Below are 1,395 nucleotides of genomic sequence, written 5' to 3'. Positions count from 1 at the left end.
GTGGTGTCGGCGTTCAGGTAATGCGCGCCGGTGGTGTGAAAGCAGGCGTTGCAGCTGGTGGACACATGGATCATGGCCGGAATGTCGTGCTCGACCATCTTTTCATAGATCGGATACCAGTGCTTGTCACTCAGCGGCGGGCTGGTCCAGTGGCCGCCCGACGGATCGGGGTTCAGGTTGATGCCGACATTGCCGTATTCCCTGACGCATTTTTCGAGCTCGGGAATGCAGGTGGCCGGGTCCACGCCGGGCGACTGGGGCAGCATGGCGGCGGGCGTGAAGTTGTCGGGAAACAGCTGGCTGATGCGAAAGCACAGTTCGTTGCAGATGGCGGCCCAGGTCGCGGACACATTGAAGTCGCCGATGTGGTGCGCCATGAAGCTGGCGCGCGGGCTGAAGATGGTCAGGTCGGAGCCGCGCTCCTTCATCAGGCGCAGCTGGTTGTTCTCTATCGATTCGCGCAGTTCGTCGTCGCTGATTTTCAGGTCCGACACCTTGGGCATCATCACCGGGTCCTTGATGCCGGCGATCTGCTGGTTGCGCCAGTTTTCCAGCGCCTTGGGGGCCGTGGTGTAGTGGCCGTGGCAGTCAATGATCATGGCTTGCTTCATGGGAGTTCTCCTGTTTGTTGTTTCTGATGGGTTACTGCTTGGGCGTCCACACCGAGCGCGGCACCATCGCCTCGCCGCGCATCAGCAGGCGCGCGGTGCGCAGCAGCGCGGCGCGGGTCACGCTTTGCGGGTTGGCCGGGTCGGTTTCCAGCGCCACGCTGAACTCGCCCGTGGGGTGTTCCACCGACACATGCTGGGTGGCCCCGGGCTGCATCACGGCCACGCCGTCGCAGACCGAGCCCTTGAGCACGCAGGCCGTGCCCACGGTCACGGCCGCCAGCACGCCAATCGCGTCGTGGCAGACATGCGGAATGAAGCTGCGGGTGGTCAGGCTGCCGCCATCGCGTGGCGCGGCAATCAGCGTCATCTTGGGGTAGTTCTTTTTGCTGACATCGCCCAGGCCCATCTTGAGCGACACCTGCAGCCGCAGCGCCTCGATGCGCTGCTTGAGTTCGGTGTCGGCGTTCAGTTCAGCCACGCTTTCATAGCCAGTGCGGCCCAGGTCGCTGGCCTTGAACAGCACCAGCGGCATGCCGTTGTCAATACAGGTCACGTCCAGCGTGAAGGGCTCAAAGCCCTCGCCGGTCACGGTGATGCTGTCTTTGACCTGGCCGGTGGGCAGCAGGCCGGAACACACCGAGCCGGCGGTGTCGAGAAAGTTGATGGTGATAGGCGCCGAGGTGCCGGGCGCGCCGTCGATGCGCGCGTCGCCCTCGTACTGGACCTCGCCGCCCTGGGTTTGCACCGTCACGTCGCACTGCATGTCGGTGTTGAGCGTCAGCAC

The 1,395-nt window shown here is 64.0% G+C and carries 2 protein-coding genes; both read right to left on the bottom strand.

Annotation, left to right across the window (positions count from 1 at the left end; translation table 11 throughout):
- The coding region (locus IV091_RS17415; protein WP_293470580.1) for an amidohydrolase family protein at positions 1 to 599 on the bottom strand (599 nt) is incomplete at its 3' end.
- A 43-nt stretch (positions 600 to 642) separates the two neighbouring features.
- Positions 643 to 1,395, bottom strand: a 753-nt coding sequence (locus IV091_RS17410) for a PrpF domain-containing protein (protein WP_293470577.1), incomplete at its 5' end; no start/stop codon positions are given.

Origin of the sequence: Polaromonas sp. (assembly GCF_018780625.1) — a bacterium.
Taxonomy (GTDB): domain Bacteria; phylum Pseudomonadota; class Gammaproteobacteria; order Burkholderiales; family Burkholderiaceae_C; genus Polaromonas.
The sequence above is the reverse complement of the archived record's forward strand: the minus strand, read 5'-3'. Positions and strand labels throughout refer to the sequence as shown.